Origin of the sequence: Bacillus sp. FSL R5-0709 (assembly GCF_038004785.1) — a bacterium.
In the GTDB taxonomy this organism is placed as follows: Bacteria; Bacillota; Bacilli; order Bacillales; family Bacillaceae_G; genus Bacillus_A; species Bacillus_A mycoides.
In genome coordinates this window covers 3,473,843-3,493,843 of the sequence record NZ_JBBORT010000001.1, presented here as the reverse complement: position 1 = coordinate 3,493,843, position 20,001 = coordinate 3,473,843, and the positions used below count along the sequence as shown (strand labels likewise).

Sequence of the window (20,001 nt, the reverse complement as noted above, 5' to 3'; positions counted from 1 at the left end):
TTATTTTTAATGTAAATCACGATATACGCCAATTACTTTTCCAATAACTGACACTTGTTTTAAAATAATAGGTTCTAGTGAAGAGTTTTCCGGTTGTAGACGGAAATGATCTTTTTCTTTATAGAAACGTTTAACAGTTGCTTCGTTATCTTCTGTTAAAGCAACTACAATTTCACCGTTGTATGCAGACTGTTGTTGGCGAACAACAACTAAATCACCATCAAAGATACCGGCTTCAATCATGCTATCTCCAGAAATGCGTAACATAAACACTTGATCTGCTCCAGCAACGATACTAGCTGGAAGTGGGAAGTGATCTTCTACACTTTCGACTGCTGTAATCGGTAAACCGGCAGTAACTTTTCCGATGATTGGAACTTGAATAACAGATTGTGTTTCCGTTCGGTTGTCACCTAAAATTTCAATTGCGCGTGGTTTTGTTGGATCGCGTCGAATATATCCCTTTTCTTCTAGTCGTGATAAATGTCCGTGCACTGTAGAACTAGAAGCAAGGCCGACTGCTTGACCGATTTCACGTACGGAAGGTGGATATCCTTTTTCTTGTACTTTTAGCTTAATAAAGTCGAGAATGTCTTGCTGGCGTTTCGTTAACTTTTCCATGTTTTCTAACACCTCGTTTTCTTTCATTTTTCTTATTATTAAGTATAACATGCGAAAAAACATTCTACAAACATAAGTTCGAACGAAAGGCAAATTTATGATACACTATAAGGAAAATATAGTGAGAAAGAAGGGTTCAAAATGAATGCAATTATTTATGCACGTGTGAGCACAACAAAAGAAGAACAGGAAACATCATTATTGCGTCAAAAAGATGAATTATTGCATTTAGCTGAGCGCTATCAAATGGATGTTACAAAGGTAATTGAGGAGCAGGCTAGCGGTTATACAATTGAACGTGATGGCATATTAGAAGTGCTAGATACAATTCGAGATGAACAAGTTGATGTACTACTTATACAAGATGAAACGCGTCTTGGTAGAGGAAATGCAAAGATTGCATTAATGCATTGTTTACATAAAGAGGGGATAAAAGTTTATACACACACACATAGTGGTGAATTACAGCTTTCAGATTCTGATTCGATGGTGCTAAATATAATTGGGATCGTTGAAGAGTATCAAAGAAAGATCCACAATTTAAAAATTAAACGTGGCATGCAAAGAGCAGTGGAGAAAGGATTTCGTCCAGAAAATAATTTGAAAAATCGTCATTTAAGCGTAGGACGTGAGAAAAAAGAAGTGCCAATTGAGGAAATTGTACGTTTGCGCCGGAATGAATTAACTTTTGAAGAAATTGCAGCAACACTTCGTGGTTTTGGTCATGATGTTTCAAAAGCAACTGTACATCGAAGGTATGTAGAATATACAAAGCAATTGCTTGATAAAGAGGACTAACTATTGTATGATAATAATCAGTTTTGAGTAGAAGGGGGATTCGAGATGCCAAGTCAAGAACTCATTGAACGCATTAACTTCTTAGCGAAAAAAGCAAAAGCTGAAGGCTTAACTGAAGAAGAACAACGTGAGCGCCAATCGCTTCGTGAACAATATTTAAAAGGATTTCGTCAAAATATGTTAAACGAATTAAAAGGAATTAAAGTCGTTAACGAAGAAGGCACGGACGTTACACCGGCGAAATTAAAAGCTTTAAAAAAGCAGGATAATGCAAAATTAAATTAAAAGATGGGCATAGCCCATCTTTTTTTATTTGTTAAAATTGTTATTTAATAACTTTCCAGTTTTCATTTTTCGTTGCTTCTATCCTTTTATGCTTCAATATATAGTTAGCGATAAGTTCAGACATATCTGTTGGTATGTCTTTTACTACTGGTTTATTTTGAAACATAAAGAAGTTCCCGCCACCGCTTGCACGATAATTATTCATAACAACGTCATATTCTTCATTCATATTAAGAGGAGCGCCTTTATACTGCAAAGACTCTACTCTCTCTCCAATTGGTTTTGAAATGTTTAATACATACGAAATCCCTTCCCACATATCGTAATTATAGTGTTGTGGTTTTGGTTCTATATAGGTAGGGTTTACGATGATGGTTCCATCTGCTTTTAATGTGAAATAAGAAGCAGAGAGTTCGAGAGCATTTTTTATATCCGCTCCGGTTATTCTAATTACTTTTAATGTATTTGGATAAATATAATTAGAAACGATGTCACGCATTGTTACATGTTTAGGGAAACCTGGAGATGTATTATGAAACAAACTTGTACAAGAAATTGAAACATTAGCTATATCCATCTGTATTTTATTTATGAATTCAATAAAAGGATGGTCTTGCAAACGTGTTTGCATAGCATCGGAAATTTGCATATCCCCATAAATTATTCCAATAGGTTTATCAAGCCAATTTTGTGTTTTCTCTTCATAATTGGCAACCAAGGAAAGAACATCTTGGTCTGCCGCAATTCCTTGTACGGGCAATAACTCTGAATAACTCTCTTTTTTCACCCATTTTTGTTCTGCTTTTTCGAATGTTACTGTTACTTTTCCAACTGAGTGTCCATTGCATCCGGTCTGTAAAATTGTTACACCATTAATCACGGTGTGAGCGATTTCTCGGTGTTGGTGGCCTGTTAGTAAAATATCTATGCCTTCAATTTCATGGCACATTGCATATCCTTGGTTTTCACCTGTTAAAACTTCAGTCGGTACTCCGGTTTGTAAATCACGTTCAAATCCCCCGTGATAGGCTACGACTAGTAAATCTGGTTTTTCATGTTTACGGATGTAAGAAACCCATTTTTTTGTTGTTTCAAATGCATCTTCAAATTGTAAATCTTTAATATGATGTGCTTGTTCCCAATGGGGGATGTAATGCGTTGTCACCCCTAAAATAGCAATTTTTATGTTTGATTCAATATGTTTTATTATATATGGTTTTCCGAAATAAGGTTCTTTTCTGTTTTTATCTAAAATGTTTGCTGATAGATAAGGGGAATTTGCAGTAGCCACAGCATTATTTAATATATCCATTCCGTAATTAAATTCATGATTTCCGATAATTGCAATGTCATACTCTAAGTAGTTGGCTAATAAGGACATTGGGTTTTCCATATCTTTTTCGTATGTAGCGTAATGATAAGTAAATGGTGTTCCTTGAATGAAGTCCCCGTTATCAATCAGAAGAACGTTTGCATTTTGAGAACGTTCTTTTTTTATGAGAGTAGAAATTTTAGCTAAACCAATTTCTGCTTTGGAGTTATCTTGGTAGTGAATTGGATACACAGTACCATGTACATCGCTTGTTAATAAAATATTTAAAGTTACAATTTGATTTTGATTCAACGCCATTCACCTTTTCTATAGTTATCTTTCAATTAATCATATCAAATATATGAAAAGAATTTTAATGTGAATGTATAGAATGTGTAAAGATTCTGTAAATAAGCAATTATTTGTAAAAATATGTGATATATTTCTTCATGTTTATGGAAGGTTATTTTATAACAACGAAAAATGGAGGCATTAACATGTTGAAAAAAGTTTTTGCAATGAGCACAACAGTTGTACTAGCAGCGGGATTATTAAGTGGATGTGGAACGAAGGAATCAAGTGCAAGTAAAAATGAAGATACGAAAAAAGGTTATGTACCGAAGACACTAAATGTTCAATTTGTTCCTTCTCAAAATGCAGATACGTTAGAGGCGAAGGCAAAACCATTGGAAAAGCTATTAAGTGATAAATTAAACATTCCGGTAAAAGTTAGTATTTCAACGAATTACAATACAATTGTAGAAGCGATGGCATCTAAGCAAGTAGATGTAGGATTTTTACCTCCAACAGCGTATGTGTTAGCGCATGAGAAAAAGGCTGCAAACGTAATTTTACAGGCGCAACGTTTTGGGGTAGATGATGAAACTGGAGCTCCCACAAAGGATTTAGTAGATGTTTATAAATCAGAGTTTGTTGTTAAGAAAGATTCTAATATTAATAGTGTAAAAGATTTAAAAGGTAAAAAAATTGGCTATCAAGATGTAACATCATCAGCGGGTTATGTATGGCCTGCGGCTGTATTGTTAAAAGAGGGAATCGATCCGTTGAAAGATGTGAAACCTGTTACATTAAAAGGTCATGATCAGTCACTTATTGCTCTTTTAAATGGTGATGTAGATGCAGCTGTTGTATTCCAAGATGCTCGTAATATTGTAAAAAAAGATTATCCGAATATATTCGATCAAACGAAAATAGTAAAATTTACGGAGAAAATTCCAAACGATACGATTTCTGTACGTTCTGATTTAGATGCAGAGTGGAGCAAGAAATTACAGGATGCTTTCATTGAAATAGGAAAGAATGAGGAAGGGCACAAAATCATTAAAGAAGTATACTCACATGAAGGATACGTTAAATCTGATGATAGTAAATTTGATATCGTTCGTGAATATGGAAAGAAAGTGAAAACGCAATAATACATATGGAAATGGCGACTAACTGGAAAGTGTGTGATTTCAGTTAGTTTGCCGTTTTTCAGTTATTGATAATACATAGAAGGTAGGTAAGATGTGTGATAGAGTTTCGAAATGTTTCCAAAGTGTATCCAAATGGTACAAAAGGATTGAATAATATAAACTTGAAAATTCAAAAAGGTGAGTTTGTTGTAATGGTCGGGCTATCCGGTGCTGGAAAATCAACACTTCTCAGATCGGTAAATCGCCTTCATGAAATCACAGAAGGAGAAATCATTATTGAAGGGGAGTCTATTACTGCTGCAAAAGGAAAAGGATTACGACGCATGCGCCGAGATATTGGTATGATTTTTCAAAGCTTTAACCTTGTGAAGCGATCAACGGTACTGAAGAATGTATTAGCTGGGCGGGTTGGATATCATTCTACATTGCGTACAACGTTAGGTCTGTTTCCGAAAGAGGATGTGGAGCTTGCATTCCAGGCGCTGAATAGAGTGAATATCTCAGAAAAAGCATATGCACGAGCTGATGAATTATCAGGGGGACAACAGCAACGTGTATCAATTGCTAGAGCATTGGCACAAGAAGCGAAAATCATATTGGCAGATGAGCCTGTTGCTTCGTTAGATCCTCTGACAACAAAGCAAGTAATGGATGATTTGAAGAAAATTAATGAAGATTTTGGAATTACGACAATTGTAAACTTACATTCTATTGATTTAGCGAGGCAATATGCTACTCGTATTATTGGATTACATGCTGGTGAAATTGTTTTTGATGGATTAGTAGAAGAGGCAACGGATGAAAAATTCGCTGAAATTTATGGGGACGTAGCTCAGAAAAGCGCATTATTAGAGGTGGCAGCTAAATGAATGAAGTGACGATATATTCGAAATCGATACCGAAGCCGCCGAGTAAATTGAAACATATGTTAACGGTTATTTTAGTTATTTTACTGTTGTGGGGTAGTAGTGTACAGGTCGACGCATCATTTTCAAAACTAGTAGTTGGTTTTCCGAATATGATGGATTTATTGAAGGAAATGGTGCCACCAGATTGGAGTTATTTCCAAATTATTACAACAGCAATGTTAGATACAATACGTATGGCGATTATTGGAACGACTTTAGGAGCGATTTTAGCCATTCCACTTGCACTATTTGCGGCAAGTAACGTATTTACTAGTGTATTTTTGTACAGTCCAGCTCGATTGATTTTAAATTTTATACGAACAATACCAGATTTATTATTAGCGGCTATTTTTGTAGCGATTTTTGGAATAGGACCACTTCCAGGTATTTTGGCTCTTACTTGTTTCTCCGTTGGACTCGTAGCGAAATTATTGTATGAGTCAATTGAATCAATTGATCCAGGTCCATTAGAAGCGATGACAGCTGTAGGAGCGAATAAGGTGCAATGGATAGTTTATGGGGTCATTCCGCAAGTGAAAGCGCACTTCGTCTCCTATGTACTTTATACATTTGAGGTGAATGTACGTGCAGCAGCTGTTCTAGGTTTAGTAGGAGCAGGTGGGATTGGATTATATTATGATCGTACACTTGGATTTTTACAATATCAACAAACTGCTTCTATTATTATTTATACCCTTGTTGTTGTATTGCTAATTGATTATATAAGTACAGCGTTGCGGGGGAAATTATAATGAGTAAAACGACAATAATCGTACCAAAACCGAAGAAACCGAGTATATATCGCTGGATTATTTTTATAGCACTTACAGTTATATATGTATGGGCCTTTTCAGGAGTCCCGTTAGAGGGAATAAAGAATACGGCGGGAGAAATTACAAAAGCAATTATGACAGGCGTATTGAACCCAGATTGGTCGTATGTATCTTTGCCAGATGGTGAAGATTTATTACACGGTTTAATTGATACGTTGGCAATTGCGATATTAGGTACATTTATTTCTGCTTTTATATCTGTTCCATTTGCTTTTTGGGCGGCAACGAATATGAGTAGTGGAAAATTAACTTCAGGAACTGGGAAATTTGTACTTAGTTTTGTTCGTACATTTCCTGAATTAGTTATGGCTCTTTTATTTATAAAAGCTGTTGGTCCAGGCTCTTTTGCCGGAGTTCTAGCTTTAGGGTTACACTCTATCGGAATGTTAGGGAAACTATATTCGGAAGGAATTGAAAATATAGATAAGGGACCGACGGAAGCGTTAATAGCAACGGGTGCAAATCGGTTTCAAATACTTTGGTATGCCGTATTACCACAAGTGTTACCGGATTTTCTATCGTATACGTTATACAGGTTTGAAATTAATGTACGATCCGCTGCGATTTTAGGTGTTATTGGAGCAGGTGGTATTGGTACGCCATTAATTTTTGCACTTAGTTCACGTAATTGGTCTCGTGTGGGAATTATTTTATTAGGTATCATTTTAATGGTAATTATAATTGATTTTATTTCAAGTTCTATTCGTAAGCGGATTATTTAATTTTTTTTAAAAGCATCTAATTCAGATGCTTTTTTGTATTTTTAAAGGTTATCAAAAAAGAGATATATCAGAAATTAGTATATTTGTATAAATATACAGATAATTATCTTTATTTTTAAAATAAAAACAATTAAAAAGTATGTCATATTGAATGCCCATACATTCCCTGAATCACTGTATTTTTTATGAAAAATCAAAAAAACATCAACATATTTGTCGATACATGTTGTATAATCTTGCGTGGGAAGCTATCATATAAATGTATAAAACGTTTACTAACATACGCGAAGGGAAGAATAGCATGTCACATTCAATCGAACAACTTTCTATCAACACGATTCGCACATTATCCATTGATGCGATTGAAAAAGCAAACTCTGGTCACCCAGGAATGCCAATGGGTGCAGCACCAATGGCTTATACATTATGGACTCAATTTATGAAACACAATCCAAATAACCCAACGTGGTTTAACCGCGATCGTTTCGTATTATCTGCAGGTCATGGTTCAATGTTACTATACAGCCTACTTCATCTATCTGGTTATGACTTAACAATGGATGATTTAAAGAACTTCCGTCAATGGGGAAGCAAAACTCCAGGACATCCTGAGTACGGTCACACAGCAGGTGTAGACGCAACAACTGGTCCACTTGGACAAGGTATTGCAACTGCTGTTGGTATGGCGATGGCTGAAAGACATTTAGCGGCTAAATACAACCGTGATGCGTATAATGTAGTAGATCATCATACATACGCTATTTGTGGTGATGGAGATTTAATGGAAGGCGTTTCTGCTGAAGCATCTTCATTAGCTGCTCATTTACAATTAGGTCGTCTTGTAGTACTTTACGATTCAAACGATATTTCATTAGATGGCGATTTAAATCGTTCATTCTCTGAAAGTGTAGAAGATCGTTACAAAGCATACGGATGGCAAGTAATCCGTGTTGAGGATGGAAACGATATTGAAGCAATCGCAAAAGCAATTGAAGAAGCGAAAGCTGACGAAAAACGCCCAACGCTAATTGAAGTAAGAACGACAATTGGTTTCGGTTCTCCAAACAAATCAGGAAAATCAGCTTCACATGGTTCTCCACTTGGTGTAGACGAAACAAAATTAACGAAAGAAGCATACGCTTGGACTGCTGAACAAGACTTCCATGTAGCAGAAGAAGTATATGACAACTTCCGTAAAACAGTACAAGATGTTGGTGAAACGGCGCAAGCTGCGTGGAACACGATGCTCGGTGAATATGCACAAGCATATCCAGAATTAGCAAACGAACTGCAAGCAGCAATGAACGGTCTTCTTCCAGAAGGTTGGGAACAAAGCTTACCAACTTATGAATTAGGATCAAAAGCAGCAACACGTAATTCTTCAGGTGCTGTAATTAATGCAATTGCAGAGTCTGTACCATCATTCTTTGGTGGATCAGCTGACCTTGCTGGTTCTAACAAAACATATATGAATAACGAAAAAGACTTCACAAGAGCTGATTACAGCGGTAAAAACATTTGGTACGGTGTTCGTGAGTTTGCGATGGGTGCAGCAATGAACGGTATTGCACTACATGGCGGTTTAAAAACTTACGGTGGTACGTTCTTCGTATTCTCTGACTACTTACGTCCAGCAATTCGCCTTGCAGCATTAATGCAATTGCCTGTAACGTATGTATTCACACATGATAGTATCGCTGTTGGTGAAGATGGTCCAACACATGAGCCGGTTGAACAATTAGCAGCACTTCGTGCAATGCCAAACGTTTCTGTTATTCGTCCAGCAGACGGTAACGAATCAGTTGCAGCTTGGAGACTAGCTCTAGAATCAACAAAAACACCAACTGCATTAGTGTTAACTCGTCAAGATCTTCCAACATTAGAAGGTGCAAAAGACGATACTTATGAAAAAGTAGCAAAAGGTGCATATGTAGTTTCTGCAAGCAAGAAAGAAACTGCTGATGTAATCTTAATTGCAACTGGATCTGAAGTAAGCTTAGCAATCGAAGCGCAAAAAGCTCTAGCAGCAGACGGCGTTGATGCAGCTGTTGTTAGCATGCCATCTATGGATCGCTTTGAAGCTCAAACTGCTGAGTACAAAGAATCTGTACTACCAAAAGCAGTAACGAAACGTTTCGCAATTGAAATGGGTGCTACAATGGGATGGCACCGTTATGTAGGTCTTGATGGAGATGTACTAGGTATTGACACATTCGGTGCTTCTGCTCCTGGTGAGAAGATTATGGAAGAGTATGGATTTACTGTAGAGAACGTTGTTCGTAAAGTAAAAGAAATGCTTTAATGATTTTAGAAAAATCTCTCCAGCATGGGGAGATTTTTCTATGTAATTGAGTTTTTTCGACAGGAAAAGTTTTTTCTCTCTCCGTAGTCAGACAATCATTGCAAATCTTCTCTTATATAATGTAGGGAAAAGGTTGTCCAGATCGGGAGGGGAAAAATGAAAACGTATGAATTGTATTTAATTCAAGAGGATATTGCGAAAGCTTACTTTGGTCGTGAATATTTGTTTTTTGATTTATTTGCTCGATTTTCAGAATCTGGGTTCCTTTCGGAGAAGAAAGTATTATATAAACAAATGACGTATATTACGATGCCGTTACAAGTAATGAAAATTCATCATAAATTAGAACAAGCTTTGCGTGTTCTTGGTAAATATGAAAGAACAAATCATACTCATACGCTTTATACAGGAGCCGAATACGGAGAAATAATGGTGAAACCACAATATATTCGAATAAATACTTCTGGAAATGTATCCATGGAAACAACTTTCTTTGAGGTGCTTAGAAAGTGTGAGTTAACATTTTTAGCGATGGATTATGAAAATAAAAAGTACGGTTGGTTAAATCCTCTCAAACAAGTACGAACATATGTGTAAAAAATGTCGAATAGTATCTTGTCTTATTGAAAAGGTTTTAGTACACTGTAAGGTAGACAACATGAAGGAGGAAAAGATATGCCAATGTGGTTAGGTATTCTAGTGGGCGTAGTAGCACTAGTAGCAGGCGTGGCGTTAGGATTTTTCATTGCCCGCAAATACATGATGAATTACTTACAAAAAAATCCACCAATTAACGAACAAATGTTAAAAATGATGATGATGCAAATGGGACAAAAACCTTCCCAAAAGAAAATCAATCAAATGATGAGCGCGATGAACAAGCAACAAACGAAATAAGCGCCAAAGGGCACTCTTACCGAGTGCCCTTTTCTTTTGGTTATAAAAGATATTTAAAACTTTTAAAAATTCTGTGTTTTTGGTAAACTGAAAACATCGCTCATTTTAAGGGAGGAGGATAAATATGAAAGTGTTTTTTAATTTAGCTTGGTTTTTTAAGCAAGAAAAACGAGCGTACATAATCGGAATTATTATGTTATTTGGTGTCGCGCTTCTTGAACTTGTAGCGCCAAGAGTACTGGGCATTGTAGTAGATGAAATTAATAATGGAACATTAACGTCTGAAAAATTGTTGAACTGGGTTATTCTATTAGTAGTTGTAGGAATTACGATGTATATATTACGTTACTTATGGCGTATTATGATTTTTGGATCTTCTTTAAAACTAGCTCGTCAACTGCGAAAGAATCTATATGAACATTTTACTAAGATGAGCCCATCCTTTTATCAATCACGTCGCACAGGCGATTTGATGGCACATGCGACAAATGATATTCAGGCGATTCAGCAAACTGCGGGGGCAGGTGTTTTAACACTCGTTGATTCATTAGCTGTTGGAGGATGTGTACTCGTAGCGATGGGATTTACAATTAGTTGGAAGTTAACGTTATTAAGTTTAATTCCGATGCCAATTGTAGCTATTTCTACAAATTATTATGGAACTTTATTGCATAGAAGATTTCATAAGGCACAGCAATCGTTTTCTGAAATCAATGATAAAGTACAAGAAAGTATGAGTGGGATGAAGGTAATTCGCTCACTTGGACAAGAGAAAGAGGATTTACAAGCGTTTCGGAAGAAATCTGAAGATGTCGTACATAAAAATATGCTAGTTGCACGTATTGACTCGTTATTCGATCCAACGATTTCCCTAATTGTCGGATTTTCATTTTTGATCGCAATTTGTTACGGATCATTATTAGTCGTACGAGGTGAATTAACTGTAGGGGAATTAGTAACATTTACAACGTACTTAGGGACACTTGTATGGCCAATGTTAGCGTTTGGATGGCTATTTAATATTATGGAGCGTGGACGTGCTTCGTATGATCGTGTGGAGAAAATACTTTCACAAACTTCAGATGTAGTGAATAGGGACAATGCTATAAATACTATAGCAAGTGGTGATGTTTCGTTTGCTGTGGATTCGTTTTCTTATAAAAAGAATGAACTATTAAACTTAAAAGATATTTACTTTAACTTAAGAAAAGGTGAAACATTAGGAGTTGTAGGGCGTACCGGTGCAGGGAAGACGACGTTATTAAAATGTTTAATTCGAGAGTATGATCATTTTAATGGTGAATTAAAAGTTGGGGAGCGGGATATTCGAGATTTAACACTTCACGGTGTGCGTTCTGCAATTTCATATGTACCGCAAGATCACTTTTTATTTTCAGCGAGTATTGGGGAGAACATTGCTTTTGGAAAGGCCGATGCTACATATAAAGAAATTAGCCGAGCTGCTGATATTGCTTGTATTCATAATGATATATTTCAATTTCCAGAAGGGTATGACACTGTAGTAGGTGAAAGGGGCGTTTCACTATCAGGAGGTCAAAAGCAGAGAATCTCTATTGCGCGTGCATTATTAACAAATGCTGAAATTTTAATATTAGATGATTGTTTATCAGCCGTAGATGCAAAAACAGAAGAAACTATTTTAACTGCATTGAAACGAGAAAGGGCAGAGAAAACGACGATTATTACTGCCCATCGTTTAAGTGCTATTCAGCATGCAAATCTTATTCTTGTTATTGATGAAGGTAGGGTTATGCAGCGAGGGACACATGAGCAATTAATGAAAGAAAATGGTTGGTATAAAGAAATGTACGAAAGCCAGCAGTTAGAGGCATTAGTAGAGAAAGGAGGCGTATGATGGCTGAGAAAAAACGGAGTGATTTAAGAAGGTTGCTTTCTTATATGAGGCCCTATAAAGGGTTATTGGCGGTAGCATTTTTATTTCTAGTTGGTGCAACTGTAACTGAAATGATGGGTCCTTTTTTAATTAAACAATTTCTTGATGAACACTTAGTGCCAGGTAACTTTGAACAATCAGCACTTGTAACCCTATTTGTAGTGTATATTATTGCTCATTTATTAAAAGTATTATTTACTTATTTAGACTTATTGTACTTTCAAAATATCGCTTTTAAGATTGTCCAAGATATGCGAGTTGAAGTGTATGAACATGTTCAAAAATTGTCATTAAGCTTCTTTGATCGTACGCCGATTGGTACGCTCGTATCTCGCATAACGAATGATACAGAAGCGATTAAGGATTTTTATGTTAGTGTACTATCAACATTCGTGAAAAATGTAGTCTTTTTAGTAGGGATTTTAGTAGCGATGTTTTTATTAGATGTAAAATTAGCGCTATTTTCGCTCATATTAATTCCGGTAATGTTTGCAATTATGGTGTTGTATCAACGGAAAAGTGCAGCTTTTTATTTAGAGGTACGTAATCAGCTGAGTATATTAAATGCAAAGTTAAATGAGTCCATTCAAGGTATGAATATTGTTCAGGTGTTCCGGCAAGAAAAGCGGATGAGAAAAGAATTTGAAGAAGTGAACAATAAACATTTTAGTGCTGGACGTCGTACATTGAAATTAGATGCATTACTTTTACGTCCAGCAACAGATCTTGTTCATATTGTAGCAATTGCGGTAGTACTTGGTTTATTCGGAATCGATGCTTTAAAGAGTCCTGTTGAAGTAGGGGTTTTATATGCTTTCGTTAACTATATTCATCGTTTCTTCCAGCCGGTAAATGAGATGATGATGAAACTATCTTTCTTCCAGCAAGCGCTTGTTTCATCATCGCGTGTATTTCATTTAATGGATGATAAAGATTTAGCTCCTGTTCAAATGGGGAGTGAACAGCCACGAGTAGCTAACGGGGAAATTCAGTTTAAAGATGTTACTTTTTCATATGATGGAAAGCGTGACGTTTTAAAAAATGTATCTTTTCACGTAAAGTCAGGGCAAACGGTTGCTTTCGTAGGGCATACTGGTAGCGGAAAGAGTACGATTATGAATTTATTAATGAGATTTTACAATATTAAATCAGGAAATATAGTAATAGACGGAGTAGATTTAGAGAAGTTCGAAGAACAAGAAATTCGAAAGAAAATTGGTCTTGTGCTGCAAGATGCATTTTTATTTGCTGGAAATGTAAAGCAAAATATTCGTATGTATAATGAAGAGATTACGGATGAAGAGATAGAGGAAGCGGCAAAGTTTGTGCAAGCGAATACGTTTATTGAAAAATTACCAGAGCAGTATGATACAGAAGTTGTCGAAAGAGGAGCTGCATTTTCTAGTGGTCAAAGGCAATTAATTGCTTTTGCTAGAACGATAGCAACCAATCCGAAAGTATTAGTGTTAGATGAAGCGACGGCAAATATTGATACAGAAACAGAGGAGGCTATCCAAACGGCATTGCAGCAAATGCGAAAAGGTAGAACAACGATAGCGATTGCGCACAGATTGTCTACAATCCAAGATGCGGATCAAATATTTGTTATGCATGAAGGGGAAATTGTAGAAAGCGGAACACATCAAGAGTTACTTAGTAAACAAGGACTTTACTACAATATGTACTTGCTACAAAATAAAGGGAGTTTGCAACAGGCCTTGTAGAATTACAAGGTCTTTTTTCTATTCTCTCAGATATTAAAATGTAATAAAATTTTCGAAATATGTGAGAGATTTGTCGTGTCCTTTAACTAGAGTTGTACATATTGTATATAGAATAACAAAATTTGATAGGAGCTTTTATATGCAAAATAGATCCAGTTCAAATATTACATTTATTGATGTGTCTCATTGGGAAGGAAACATTAATTGGAATGCTGTGAAGTCATCTGGCATTCCAGCGGCGTATGCAAAAGCGACGGAAGGTGTGAACTATATTGACCCTACTTTCGTTCAAAATGTACAAGCTGCGAGAGATGCGAATGTATTAATTGGTGCATATCATTTTGCGCACCCAGAACAAAATGATGCCATTTCAGAAGCGAAACATTTTGTGAATATATTACAGAGTAATCAGACGGACTTAATCCCTGTTTTAGATTTAGAATCGCCAACGGATACTAGCAATAGTAGTTTAACGGGTGCGACTATATCGAATTGGGCAAGAAGTTTCGTAAATTATGTGAAACAAGCTACTGGGAAAAATGTAATGTTATATACAGGAGTTTGGTATATTAATGAATTTGGAATTAGCGGGTTAAGTGACATTCCACTTTGGATTTCCAAATATTCTAGTATACCGCCTGCTGATGCTGGTGGATGGACAGAGTGGACAGCATGGCAGTACACAGATTCTGGGCAAATTTCAGGTGTAGGAAATTGTGACGTATCAGCAGCTGTTTCATTAGAAGCTTTACAAGGAAATGGAGCAAGTGGTGGAGGGAATGTTTCCACGCCTAATAATGCGACTCCAGTATACGGAGTTGCTGTAATTAATGGAGATAATGTGAATTTACGAAGTGGACCATCTTTACAGTCTAGTGTAATTCGCCAATTGAATCGTGGCGAATCATATGAAGTTTGGGGAGAACAAAATGGATGGCTCTGCTTAGGGACAAATCAGTGGGTATATAATGATTCAAGTTATATTCAGTATAAACATTATGTAGCAACTATTACTGGCGATAATGTGAATCTGCGAGATGCTCCATCATTAAGCGGGAATGTTATAAGACAGTTACATCATGGTGAATCATATCGAGTATGGAGTAAGCAAGATGGATGGCTTTGCTTAGGGACAAATCAATGGGTATACTATGATTCAAGTTATATTCAGTATGGTGTACAATAAAGTGAATCTAAAAGGTATCTCGACTGAGGTGCCTTTTATGAAAAATATATAATTTTTACAAAGTATATATTGATAACATAGTATAATGTAATTGATATATGTTTAAAAATAATCGGAAATGAAATAAAGGAGTAATAATATGGAGTATGTGCTAATAGGTGGGATTTTAATATTATTAGCTGTAGTGTTTGTACTGTTTTATAAAAATAAACAGTTAGAATCAGAGAGTCAGCAAGTAGAGTTTGAAAAGAAACAAGCGATTGAAACGTATGAAAATGAGATTGCAGCTACGATTACAGGGCATAAAGAACAACAGGATACTTTAAAGAATATGGAACAGAAAAAATATAATGATTTACAAGTGAATACAGCTAGAGAACTTGAAAATATGCGTATGATGAAAAATCAATTGGCTGTTCAACATAGTAAAGAACGTAGTGAAATGCAAGATAAGCATAGTAGTGAAGTACATATGTTTCAAAATTTAATTGCGGATTTACGAGAATATACCAAAAATGGTGCTGAAGTGAATGCGCATGAAATATTACATTATATGAAGCGAGGTTTCGTTGAGCAAGGAATAATACTAGAAGAAGAGTTTCATATTATACCGAACGTTTTTATGATACGCAATAAATATAGAGATAAACGTGACATAAATGATAATCGAATTCATCACCTTATCTTATGTAAAACTGGTATTTATCTACTTGAGACGAAAGAATGGACAGGGAAATTAATCCATGGCTTAACGAAAGAAAATGCGGGTATATATTCATTTATGATTGAGGAAATTGGTAAGTATCAACATGAAATTGAAAAAGAAGAGACATTTGAATTTATTACGGATGGAACTTCATTAACTTTGCAAGTAAGAAATGAAGGGAATCCAGCGTATAAAGCGAAAATGCTATCTCAAACTTTATATAATTGTTTGGAAGAAATGCAAGTAGATATTGTAAAGGAAAAAGTAAAACCAATTGTATATTTTGAAAATGAGAGTGGAAAAGAAGTTATTGATCTTTCAAATGAAGAATTGCCGAGATTTAAAGATAGAGAGCAAATTGTAACGTTTTTCAGAAATGAAGTTTTAACAAGTAAAGTAATATATACAGCACGAGAACTACAAAAGATTAGAGATATGATTGGCCAGATGAATTATGTTGCGAAGTGAAAAATAAAGTAAAACTTTAATTAGTGGGGGTTTATGGGCAACCCGACTTCTACCCTTTACAGCCGAATTTTGAGGTGGGAGTCTAACTGCCCGCAAATAGCGGGATAAAGTAGGTGTTATTTGGGTGGAGAAAGGTAAAAGCTCTATATTGTGGGGAATGTTGTACATTTATTTTTGTTTGCATATATTAATGTACATTGCGTTTATTTTCGTTATTGATATGGTTCATGTGTCATTGAGTGTAATGAGTATTTTGGTGGTAGTAATGCCTTTTATTTTATTAGTTATTATTCAAAAGTCTATCTTACATGTTTCGGCAAGACGTGATAAAGGTAAGAAACAACTGTTCACTATAATGATGGTAGGTCTCATTCCATTGCTAGTATGCACCGTACAATTAAGTATAAATAAATACACTTCAAATTTTAATCAGGATCGGTGGTTAAATTATGAAGAAAAACGAGTACATATGGTAGATGACCTATTACAGGAGCATAAATTGATAGGGAAATCAAACGAGGAAATTACAAAATTGTTAGGGGCCCCTACGAAAACAAGCAGTTTGGAAACGGGAATTACTACACTATACTATCTTGGGAATGAACGTGGTTTCATTCCTATAGATAGTGAATGTCTTGTTTTGCAATTTGATAAAGATGGTAGAGTTATAGAGTATAAGGTACAACGAGATTGAAATAGTGAGAGGAGAAGCTATATCTTTTATAGCTTCTTTTCTATATTCCAATATAGAAAAAGTAGGCAAATAGTAGTCATTCCTATCTATACGAATGAGATAGAGTTTGTTATATTGTAAAGGGTTATTTAGTTTAGAAGTCTGCTAGATAGCCTTAAATATTTTAGATTAGGGAGGGAAGTTAACACGAATTAAGATATAAACGTGTTAAATAATTAGTATGAAAAAAGAATTTTATAATGTTTTAGCTGCATCAATTGTATTTAGTATGGTAACGATTCCAAGTTTTTCCTATGCAGACACAGTAGAAAAGACCGTAACAATTTCAACAGACGAGCAAGCATTAAAAAGTATTGAAAGCCATATGAAAGATGAAGATGGACGTGGAGAGAGCAAAGGAATAACAAATGAAGTACAAGGAGATTTTTTTGTACATATAATAGGTTCAGCATCTTTATTTGATTCTGCTGAGTTACAAAAAGCGACAGGTGTTCAGCTTTCTAATCAAGTAGTGAAAGCCGAAAAACAAAAAGGAAACGCTTACTATATACAAACAGAATCTGGAGCTGGGTGGATACAAAGTAGTGAAGGAAATGTAGAGGTTAAGGAAGTTTATCACTTGGCAAACGAAAAATTAGTAATTAATGAAGAGACAGCTACATATTCCGCACCATTTAATTCATATAAAGACGAGAAAGTGTTACAACCGCAAACAATTATTGCAATTGGACAAGTTGGAGAGTGGTTCCAAGTCCAAATAGATAATGAGGTGAAATGGATTTATGCACCTTCAGCAAAATTTGAGGGTACAAAAGCATCTCTTATTCAAAGCACAACTCCAACTCGTACGAAACGTGCAGCGGTTATGTATACTGCACCAATAGAAGAGAAAACAACGGATATTTACGGTGTACCATTAAAGGAAATGATTGTACCAACAGGTAATGAAAATATTCGTCCAGGTTATGCGATGAAACCAAAATACATTACAATTCATGAGACAGATAATTATAGTGTTGGAGCAAATGCTAGAAACCATGCACAATATTTATACAGTCAAGCAACAGGAACGACTGATCGTTCAGCATCTTGGCATTTTACAGTAGATGATAAAGAAATTTATCAACATCTACCATTAAATGAAAATGGTTGGCATGCTGGAGATGGATCAGAAGGAACCGGTAACAGAGAATCAATTGCAATTGAAATTGCTGTCAATCAAGATGGTGATTATAATAAAGCTGTGGAAAATGCTCGCAAACTAGCAGCCTATTTAATGGGGGAATTAAATATTCCTTTAGAAAATGTAAAAAAACATCAATTTTGGAGCGGAAAGAATTGTCCGGCCATTATGATAAGGAATAATGCGTGGGAGCCATTTTTACAGGGAACGAAAGCTTATTATGATGCGAATCATAAAGATGATATAACTGGCGGTTGGTATGAAGCAGATATTCGTGAATTAGATAAAAGAGGTATTATGGTTGGAGACGGGAAGGGTTCTTACTGGCCAGAACGTCTTGTAACACGTGGTGAATTTGCGAATTTAGTTTCAAGATCATTGCAATTACCAGAGGGGAAATCGAATTTCAAAGATTTAAGCACAGCTCATCCATCGCTAGTAGATGGTATTAATCGTGCAGCTAGTGCTGGGATTATAAGTGGACGAGGAAATGATATATTTGCTCCGAATGATACGATTAAACGTGATGAAGCTGTCATTATGATTGATCGTGCATTGCAATTCAAAAATATTAAAGGTAATTTAGTTCCATTACCATTTACGGATCAAAATTTAGCGTATGATAAACAGGCGGTTCAACGTGTTTATGGGTTAGGTATCGTAAAAGGGAATGAGAATAATGAGTTTATGCCAAAAGGTTCTGCAACACGTGGGGAATCGGCAGCATTTATTAATAGAATGTTAAAAGTAATAGAGAGTAAATAATGGAAAGGCATTCGCTTTGGCGAGTGCTTTTTTATTTTTCAATATGTTATAGAAAGGTGATGTGAATTTTGACTGGAATAAGGAATGAAAGCGGAGGTGATGCATATATTTAGATGCATTGGGTAGTTTTTTGTAATTTTGTATAAAATGAAAAGGAGGTAGGACGGTGAAATCAATACCGACTGAAGTCCTGAGTAAGGAATTGATGGAAAGAGAAGGGGTTATATCTATTACAGTGATGGAATTTGAAAAGATAGAAGTGGCCGGAGTAGTTGTTTCTGGTCCAGCTGTTATTTTAATTAATCAAGATTAAGTACATATTATCAATAAAGAAAAGTAGTCAGAGCATCCGCTTAGGGTGCTTTTTGTTTGTATAGAAGTGTGTATATGATAGATAATTGGGATATTGGAGGGGAATTATGTGGCAATTATTATAACAATGTTATTAATGGGAGTTTTATTAGGATTTGTCGGAGCAGGGGGAGCAGGATTTATCATCGCGATACTCACTCTAGTATTCCATATCCCTATTCATGTTGCTCTTGCAACATCTTTAACTGCGATGGCATTTACGACATTATCTGGAGTAGTAAGTCATTACCGAGAAGGGAATGTTGTGCTTGTAATAGGCGGAGTTGCTGGGGGATTTGGCGCGATTGGTTCCTTTATTGGTTCAAAGTTTGGTTCGTTAATACCAGCACATCTGTTGCATTGGTTTACAGCTGGTATGTTATTTTTATCGGCAATTTTTATGTTTATTCGGTTGATTATGTTTCAAAAAAGATCACAGTCGTCTTTAAAAGGGCATAAAGAACTTTCGAAAGATAACGTGATTAAATGTATATTCCTCGGATTGGTGACTGGAATTTTAGCAGGTGCATTTGGTATTGGCTCAGCACCTTTTATCCAACTCGGATTAATGGTTCTATTAGGTTTAACAATCCGTCAATCTGTAGGGACGACAATGCTCGTTATATTACCAATCGCAATTGGAGGTGGGTTTGGATATAGTTCGGAAGGGTATTTAGATTATGTATTATTAGTACAAGTTTTAATCGGGACAATGTTAGGAGCATATATAGGAGCTAAGTTTACAAATTATGCACCTCGCATGCTTCTAAGGTTTTCGATGATTATGACACCAATATTAGCTGGATGTATGTTGTTAGTAGATTAAAGAGAATATATAGAAATCTATTAATATATTTTACGAATGAATTATGTAAGTAATTCATATTTCTCATAT

General features: G+C 35.6%; 19 protein-coding genes. 17 read left to right on the top strand and 2 right to left on the bottom strand.

What is annotated here, in order from left to right:
- Window positions 1–6 precede the first annotated feature (6 nt).
- Window positions 7–621 carry a transcriptional repressor LexA gene (lexA, locus tag MKX37_RS17805; RefSeq protein ID WP_002087894.1) on the bottom strand — a complete coding sequence of 205 codons (615 nt, stop codon included), beginning with the start codon at window positions 619–621 and terminating at the stop codon, window positions 7–9.
- Between the two features lie 141 nt (window positions 622–762).
- Here lexA and MKX37_RS17800 point away from each other — a divergent pair, with 141 nt between their 5' ends.
- Entirely contained in the window at window positions 763–1,419 is a 657-nt protein-coding gene (locus MKX37_RS17800; protein WP_002128580.1) for a YneB family resolvase-like protein, read from the top strand.
- 45 nt (window positions 1,420–1,464) lie between these two features.
- Complete coding sequence (locus tag MKX37_RS17795; RefSeq protein WP_002014431.1) at window positions 1,465–1,704, top strand: DUF896 domain-containing protein; 240 nt, start codon at window positions 1,465–1,467, stop codon at window positions 1,702–1,704.
- A gap of 40 nt (window positions 1,705–1,744) precedes the next feature.
- Here MKX37_RS17795 and MKX37_RS17790 read toward each other — a convergent pair whose 3' ends face one another.
- On the bottom strand, window positions 1,745–3,328 hold the full coding sequence (locus MKX37_RS17790) for a bifunctional metallophosphatase/5'-nucleotidase (RefSeq protein ID WP_002167808.1): 1,584 nt from the start codon (window positions 3,326–3,328) through the stop codon (window positions 1,745–1,747).
- A 185-nt stretch (window positions 3,329–3,513) separates the two neighbouring features.
- On the opposite strand from MKX37_RS17790, the gene MKX37_RS17785 reads away from it, so the two are divergent.
- The 15 genes from MKX37_RS17785 to MKX37_RS17715 all read left to right on the top strand — a co-directional run bounded on the left by MKX37_RS17785 (window position 3,514) and on the right by MKX37_RS17715 (window position 19,932).
- Window positions 3,514–4,452 (top strand): phosphate/phosphite/phosphonate ABC transporter substrate-binding protein, encoded by a 939-nt coding sequence (locus MKX37_RS17785; RefSeq protein WP_002137777.1) that lies wholly within the window; start codon window positions 3,514–3,516, stop codon window positions 4,450–4,452.
- A 95-nt stretch (window positions 4,453–4,547) separates the two neighbouring features.
- Entirely contained in the window at window positions 4,548–5,321 is a 774-nt protein-coding gene (gene phnC / locus MKX37_RS17780) for a phosphonate ABC transporter ATP-binding protein (RefSeq protein WP_002033479.1), read from the top strand.
- Window positions 5,318–6,112, top strand: a complete 795-nt coding sequence (gene phnE, locus MKX37_RS17775) for a phosphonate ABC transporter, permease protein PhnE (protein WP_002137773.1) — start codon at window positions 5,318–5,320, stop codon at window positions 6,110–6,112. Before phnC ends, phnE (MKX37_RS17775) begins: the two co-directional genes overlap by 4 nt.
- Window positions 6,112–6,915 (top strand): phosphonate ABC transporter, permease protein PhnE, encoded by an 804-nt coding sequence (phnE, locus tag MKX37_RS17770; RefSeq protein ID WP_002167810.1) that lies wholly within the window; start codon window positions 6,112–6,114, stop codon window positions 6,913–6,915. Before phnE (MKX37_RS17775) ends, phnE (MKX37_RS17770) begins: the two co-directional genes overlap by 1 nt.
- 301 nt (window positions 6,916–7,216) lie before the next feature.
- On the top strand, window positions 7,217–9,217 hold the full coding sequence (gene tkt / locus MKX37_RS17765; protein WP_002128574.1) for a transketolase: 2,001 nt from the start codon (window positions 7,217–7,219) through the stop codon (window positions 9,215–9,217).
- Window positions 9,218–9,373: 156 nt separating this feature from the next.
- Window positions 9,374–9,814, top strand: a complete 441-nt coding sequence (gene sirA / locus MKX37_RS17760) for a sporulation inhibitor of replication protein SirA (protein WP_002014415.1) — start codon at window positions 9,374–9,376, stop codon at window positions 9,812–9,814.
- A gap of 78 nt (window positions 9,815–9,892) precedes the next feature.
- Complete coding sequence (locus MKX37_RS17755; RefSeq protein WP_001132292.1) at window positions 9,893–10,114, top strand: YneF family protein; 222 nt, start codon at window positions 9,893–9,895, stop codon at window positions 10,112–10,114.
- 124 nt (window positions 10,115–10,238) lie between these two features.
- Window positions 10,239–11,990 (top strand): ABC transporter transmembrane domain-containing protein, encoded by a 1,752-nt coding sequence (locus MKX37_RS17750; protein ID WP_002128572.1) that lies wholly within the window; start codon window positions 10,239–10,241, stop codon window positions 11,988–11,990.
- Window positions 11,990–13,753: an ABC transporter ATP-binding protein gene (locus MKX37_RS17745; protein WP_002185129.1), complete on the top strand. Its 1,764-nt coding sequence runs from the start codon at window positions 11,990–11,992 to the stop codon at window positions 13,751–13,753. Before MKX37_RS17750 ends, MKX37_RS17745 begins: the two co-directional genes overlap by 1 nt.
- Before the next feature lie 139 nt (window positions 13,754–13,892).
- Window positions 13,893–14,939 (top strand): GH25 family lysozyme, encoded by a 1,047-nt coding sequence (locus MKX37_RS17740; RefSeq protein WP_016120641.1) that lies wholly within the window; start codon window positions 13,893–13,895, stop codon window positions 14,937–14,939.
- Window positions 14,940–15,078: 139 nt separating this feature from the next.
- The gene (locus MKX37_RS17735) at window positions 15,079–16,113 is read left to right on the top strand and encodes a nuclease-related domain-containing protein (protein ID WP_002185132.1); all 1,035 of its coding nucleotides are present in this window, start codon (window positions 15,079–15,081) and stop codon (window positions 16,111–16,113) included.
- A gap of 124 nt (window positions 16,114–16,237) precedes the next feature.
- On the top strand, window positions 16,238–16,807 hold the full coding sequence (locus tag MKX37_RS17730; RefSeq protein WP_002167814.1) for a hypothetical protein: 570 nt from the start codon (window positions 16,238–16,240) through the stop codon (window positions 16,805–16,807).
- A 220-nt stretch (window positions 16,808–17,027) separates the two neighbouring features.
- Window positions 17,028–18,755 (top strand): S-layer homology domain-containing protein, encoded by a 1,728-nt coding sequence (locus tag MKX37_RS17725; RefSeq protein ID WP_002167815.1) that lies wholly within the window; start codon window positions 17,028–17,030, stop codon window positions 18,753–18,755.
- 166 nt (window positions 18,756–18,921) lie between these two features.
- Window positions 18,922–19,068, top strand: coding sequence for a BC1881 family protein (locus tag MKX37_RS17720; protein ID WP_002014405.1), 147 nt, complete (start codon window positions 18,922–18,924; stop codon window positions 19,066–19,068).
- A 108-nt stretch (window positions 19,069–19,176) separates the two neighbouring features.
- The gene (locus MKX37_RS17715) at window positions 19,177–19,932 is read left to right on the top strand and encodes a sulfite exporter TauE/SafE family protein (protein ID WP_016120640.1); all 756 of its coding nucleotides are present in this window, start codon (window positions 19,177–19,179) and stop codon (window positions 19,930–19,932) included.
- The last annotated feature ends 69 nt before the right edge of the window (window positions 19,933–20,001 follow it).

What these genes read in the sequence shown, in the direction of transcription:
- lexA (WP_002087894.1), bottom strand. Translation starts at nt 621, where the DNA reads ATGGAAAAGTTAACGAAACGCCAGCAAGACATTCTCGACTTTATTAAG.
- MKX37_RS17800 (WP_002128580.1), top strand. Translation starts at nt 763, where the DNA reads ATGAATGCAATTATTTATGCACGTGTGAGCACAACAAAAGAAGAACAG.
- MKX37_RS17795 (WP_002014431.1), top strand. Translation starts at nt 1,465, where the DNA reads ATGCCAAGTCAAGAACTCATTGAACGCATTAACTTCTTAGCGAAAAAA.
- MKX37_RS17785 (WP_002137777.1), top strand. Translation starts at nt 3,514, where the DNA reads ATGTTGAAAAAAGTTTTTGCAATGAGCACAACAGTTGTACTAGCAGCG.
- phnE (WP_002137773.1), top strand. Translation starts at nt 5,318, where the DNA reads ATGAATGAAGTGACGATATATTCGAAATCGATACCGAAGCCGCCGAGT.
- phnE (WP_002167810.1), top strand. Translation starts at nt 6,112, where the DNA reads ATGAGTAAAACGACAATAATCGTACCAAAACCGAAGAAACCGAGTATA.
- tkt (WP_002128574.1), top strand. Translation starts at nt 7,217, where the DNA reads ATGTCACATTCAATCGAACAACTTTCTATCAACACGATTCGCACATTA.
- sirA (WP_002014415.1), top strand. Translation starts at nt 9,374, where the DNA reads ATGAAAACGTATGAATTGTATTTAATTCAAGAGGATATTGCGAAAGCT.
- MKX37_RS17755 (WP_001132292.1), top strand. Translation starts at nt 9,893, where the DNA reads ATGCCAATGTGGTTAGGTATTCTAGTGGGCGTAGTAGCACTAGTAGCA.
- MKX37_RS17750 (WP_002128572.1), top strand. Translation starts at nt 10,239, where the DNA reads ATGAAAGTGTTTTTTAATTTAGCTTGGTTTTTTAAGCAAGAAAAACGA.
- MKX37_RS17745 (WP_002185129.1), top strand. Translation starts at nt 11,990, where the DNA reads ATGGCTGAGAAAAAACGGAGTGATTTAAGAAGGTTGCTTTCTTATATG.
- MKX37_RS17740 (WP_016120641.1), top strand. Translation starts at nt 13,893, where the DNA reads ATGCAAAATAGATCCAGTTCAAATATTACATTTATTGATGTGTCTCAT.
- MKX37_RS17735 (WP_002185132.1), top strand. Translation starts at nt 15,079, where the DNA reads ATGGAGTATGTGCTAATAGGTGGGATTTTAATATTATTAGCTGTAGTG.
- MKX37_RS17725 (WP_002167815.1), top strand. Translation starts at nt 17,028, where the DNA reads ATGAAAAAAGAATTTTATAATGTTTTAGCTGCATCAATTGTATTTAGT.